General features: G+C 40.0%; 8 protein-coding genes. All 8 read right to left on the bottom strand.

The features are described 5' to 3' along the window. Positions 1-49 precede the first annotated feature (49 nt). A complete protein-coding gene (locus tag PLK24_RS09165) occupies positions 50-1,057 on the bottom strand; it encodes a DNA-directed RNA polymerase subunit alpha (RefSeq protein WP_324478418.1) in 1,008 nt (335 codons plus the stop codon). A 15-nt stretch (positions 1,058-1,072) separates the two neighbouring features. Further along, positions 1,073-1,699 (bottom strand): 30S ribosomal protein S4, encoded by a 627-nt coding sequence (gene rpsD / locus PLK24_RS09160; protein WP_324478415.1) that lies wholly within the window; start codon positions 1,697-1,699, stop codon positions 1,073-1,075. Between the two features lie 17 nt (positions 1,700-1,716). Beyond that, positions 1,717-2,103 (bottom strand): 30S ribosomal protein S11, encoded by a 387-nt coding sequence (gene rpsK / locus PLK24_RS09155; RefSeq protein ID WP_324478413.1) that lies wholly within the window; start codon positions 2,101-2,103, stop codon positions 1,717-1,719. 29 nt (positions 2,104-2,132) lie between these two features. After that, a complete protein-coding gene (gene rpsM, locus PLK24_RS09150) occupies positions 2,133-2,501 on the bottom strand; it encodes a 30S ribosomal protein S13 (RefSeq protein ID WP_324478411.1) in 369 nt (122 codons plus the stop codon). A gap of 11 nt (positions 2,502-2,512) precedes the next feature. Then, positions 2,513-2,626 (bottom strand): 50S ribosomal protein L36, encoded by a 114-nt coding sequence (gene rpmJ / locus PLK24_RS09145; RefSeq protein WP_324478409.1) that lies wholly within the window; start codon positions 2,624-2,626, stop codon positions 2,513-2,515. A 186-nt stretch (positions 2,627-2,812) separates the two neighbouring features. Then, positions 2,813-3,031, bottom strand: coding sequence for a translation initiation factor IF-1 (infA, locus tag PLK24_RS09140; protein WP_324478407.1), 219 nt, complete (start codon positions 3,029-3,031; stop codon positions 2,813-2,815). A gap of 5 nt (positions 3,032-3,036) precedes the next feature. Continuing rightward, complete coding sequence (gene map / locus PLK24_RS09135) at positions 3,037-3,798, bottom strand: type I methionyl aminopeptidase (protein WP_324478405.1); 762 nt, start codon at positions 3,796-3,798, stop codon at positions 3,037-3,039. Continuing rightward, positions 3,795-4,072 (bottom strand): adenylate kinase family protein (locus PLK24_RS09130; protein WP_324478403.1); only part of this gene is annotated, 278 nt, incomplete at its 5' end. The genes PLK24_RS09130 and map, both read right to left, overlap by 4 nt.

Genomic DNA, 4,072 nt, shown 5'->3' with positions numbered 1-4,072 from the left:
TCTTTATGGGAGGTGGTACGACCCAACTTCCCTCTTTTCATTCTATGCCTCATTGGTTGTTCACCTCATTTACATCTACTTTATTGAGTTCGAAACCAAGTTTTTCAACTTTCTCAACAATCTCTTCATAGGTTTTTTGACCTAAGTTTTTGATTTTCTTTAAATCTTCTGGGCGTTGGTTAATGATTTCCAAAAGTTCACGAAGAGTATTAATTCGAGCACGTTTTAAACAATTATAAGCTCGAACCGATAATTCTAACTCTTCAATTAGCTTGTCTTCTCCCATTTCATTCTCCTCTAAAGCGACATCAACTGGAGTAGCTAAATCATCTGACATACTTTCCTTAACCAAGCCATAAATATAAGTAATTTCACCAACCAACAAATCAAGAGATTTTTTTAAAGCTTCTTGAGGAAGGATAGATCCGTTGGTCCAAATTTCCAGAACAAGCTTATCAAAGTTGGTGAACTGACCAACCCGTGTATCAACTATACTATAATTTACTTTTCTAACCGGGGTAAAAATTGCATCAATTTGAATATTCCGATAATCACGTGCAATCTTTTCCGAAGTCTCCTGATACCCCTTACCGTGATTGACATAAAGAGTCATCGCCAGTTGTCCTTCGTGATTCAACTCGGCTAAATAATGATCTGGATTAATAATCTCGACATTCGGATTGGGTTGAATGTCCCGAGCTGTCACTCGCCGAGGAAGGTCGGAATCCTCATTTCCCCTTACATCAATTCTTAGCACTTCTTCTTCTGGTGATGATGAAGAAAGCACTATACCTTTAATGTTGAGGAGAAGATCGGTAATATCCTCCCTCATTCCCGGAAGAGAAGAAAACTCGTGAATAACATTATCGATCTCTACCGAGGTAACCGCTGCCCCTTCCATAGAAGAGAGAAGGACACGCCGAATGGCATTCCCCAGGGTCACACCCCATCCTGATTCTAATGGTTCTATGGAAAACTTTCCATAATGAGCTCGGGTAATCCGATCCTCACGAAGCTCAATTGTTTCAAATTTCATCATTTCCTTAATATCGGGCATACCTACACCTCAAATTTACTTGGAGTAAAACTCAACGATCAAAGATTCCTCTACCTGATAATCAATATCATCCCGATTCGGTTCTCGGACTACTGCGAAAGTGAATTGTTCTGGTTGAAATTCTAACCAGCTAGGTGGATTGAGTTGTTCTTTTTCATCAATAATCTCTTTGATCTTTTTATGCTGTTTACCAACATCAGTTAATTCAATCTTATCTCCCACTGAAACCATAAAAGACGGGATATTGACAATTTTCCCATTCACTTTAAAATGGCGATGGAGCACCATTTGCCGAGCATCACTTCTTGAGTCAGCCATTCCTCCTCGGAAAACGACGTTATCCAAACGCTTCTCTAATAGACGCAAGAAGTTTTCACCGGTAACTCCTGGAATACGATTCGCCTTTTCAAAATAATTATTAAATTGTCGTTCTGAAATTCCATAAATAAAACGAACTTTTTGCTTCTCTCTTAATTGTACACCATAATCAGAGAGACGTCTTCGTGAGCCTCGACTCATTCCTGGTGCAAAGGGCCTTTTTTCAAAAGCACACTTAGGAGTCATGCAACGGGGCCCCTTTAAAAATAACTTCACTCCCTGTCGCCGGCATAATCTGCATTTTGCATCGGTATATCTGGACATATGAATTAATCCTCCTCTTAAACCCTTCTTTGCTTGGGTGGTCGGCAACCATTGTGAGGAATTGGAGTCACATCTTTAATTGATTTTATGACCAAACCAGTCGCTTGCAATGAACGAATAGCCGTTTCACGCCCTGATCCAGGTCCCTTCACCAAAACCTCTATTTCTCTTAAGCCTTGATCCATGGCTTTTTTTGCAGCTGTTTCAGCAGCTAATTGAGCTGCAAAGGGAGTTCCCTTTTTGGTCCCCTTAAAACCACTTCCTCCTGATGTTGCCCAAGAGATGACATTTCCCTGTCTATCGCTAATTGAAACTATTGTATTATTAAATGTCGATTTGATATGGGCGATTCCTTCACGAACCACCTTTTTTTCTTTACGTTTCCCTTTTGCTCTTTTAACCAAAGTGTCGATGCCTCCTTATTGATTATAAGTTACTTCTTTCGGCTTATCCCAACTGTTCGTCTTGATCCCTTACGAGAACGAGCATTCGTTCTCGTTCTTTGACCACGAACTGGCATACCCCGCCGATGTCTTATCCCTCGATAAGCGCCAATAGAAATTAACCGTTTTATATTTTGGGATACCTGAGAACGCAATTCACCCTCAACCGGGTATTTCTCAACTGCTTTTTGCAGTTTATTCAATTGTTCATCGGTTAAGTCTTTCACCCGAATACTCGGATCAATCTGGGTTTCTTCAATAATTTTTTTCGCAAGCACTGACCCAATGCCATAAATATACGTTAACGCTGTTTCTATCCTTTTGCTGTTCGGTAAATCGACTCCAGCAATTCGAGCCATGGAATAACCTCCTAACCTTGCCTTTGTTTATGTCTCGGGTTGGTACAAATAATAAATACTCTCCCATTACGACGAATAGCTTTACACTTTTCACACCTCGGTTTGACCGATGCGCGGACTTTCATTTTAATACCTCCCTATCGAAAATTCAAGACAGAAACACAATTCTCCCATTTCTTGGGGATCAGTGACGAACTATGGCATTTTAAACCTGCTTTGTCATCTTGAACCCTAGTCTTTTCGGGGTACGAAGACCTCGTCTCTTGTTATTTCTGATTCATGATTTAACATCATTTAAAATATATTAATGGTTATTTATGGCGATAAGTAATTCGTCCCTTGGTTGGATCGTACTTGGAAATTTGAATTGTGACCTTATCTCCCGGTAAGATTCGAATATAGTGCATTCTCATTTTTCCTGAAATATGGGCTAATATAACTTTTCCACTTTCCAACTCCACCCTGAACATAGCGTTGGGTAAGGGTTCGACTACTGTACCAATCACTTCAATAAATTCTTCTTTGGCCATGTATTCTATTCATCCCCTCTCCTATCCATGGTCAATATCTCCGGTCCATCTTCGGTTATTAGAACCGTATGTTCATAATGAGCTGAAAGCCCTTGATCGCGAGTGACAACTGTCCAACCGTCGTCTAATATTTGTACTTGAAAACCTTTTTCGTTGACCATGGGTTCAATGGCCAATACCATTCCCTTTTTTATCAACGGACCCTGATTTTTTGGTCCGAAATTTGGTATTTGAGGTTCTTCGTGAAGGGAAAGACCTAATCCATGACCAACAAAATCCCGAACGACCGAAAAATTATTTTTTTCAATGTATTTTTGAATCGCATTGGATACATCTCCTATGCGATTTCCCGCTTTCGCTTTACGTATTCCTTCAAAAAGGGATTCCTTGGCAACCTTAACCAGCTGATAAGCTATACCATTGCTATTGCCAGCTACGACACTAAAAGCAGCATCGGTATAATATCCTTGGTATTCAACTCCAATATCCACGCTTACCAGATCACCATCTTGGATAACCCTTTCTCCCGGAATACCATGTACCACCTGTTCATTGATAGAAATACATAGCGAAGCCGGAAAACCACGATATCCTTTAAAAGCAGGTCTTGCGCCTCTTTGAACGATAAACTTTTCAACTATTTCATCAATAAAAGCGGTCTTCATTCCTGGTAGGATATATTTTTTTGCTTCTTTTATGGTATCGGCTAAAATCTTACCACTCTGCCGCATGGAATTGAGATCACTTTCCCGAAGAAAAATACTCATACTGATATCGTCCCCAAAACCTTCTGAACTTGCTGAAATACATCGTCAATCGATCCTTTAGAAACGACAATCTTAAGAATTCCCTGAGAACGATAGTAATCAACCAAAGGTTTGGTTTGTTGCTCATAAGTATTCAATCGGTTCATAATAACTTCAGGTCGATCATCGGGTCTTTGTATGACTCGCCCTTGACAGATATCACAAATCTTATCGTTTTTTGGTGGCTTAGAAACCATATTATAGGGAGTTTGGCATTTCTCGCAGATCCTTCGTG

The sequence above is a fragment of the Atribacter sp. genome, from assembly GCF_035418125.1.
GTDB classification, from domain to species: domain Bacteria; phylum Atribacterota; class Atribacteria; order Atribacterales; family Atribacteraceae; genus Atribacter; species Atribacter allofermentans.
This window is presented reverse-complemented; position numbering and strand designations above follow the sequence as displayed.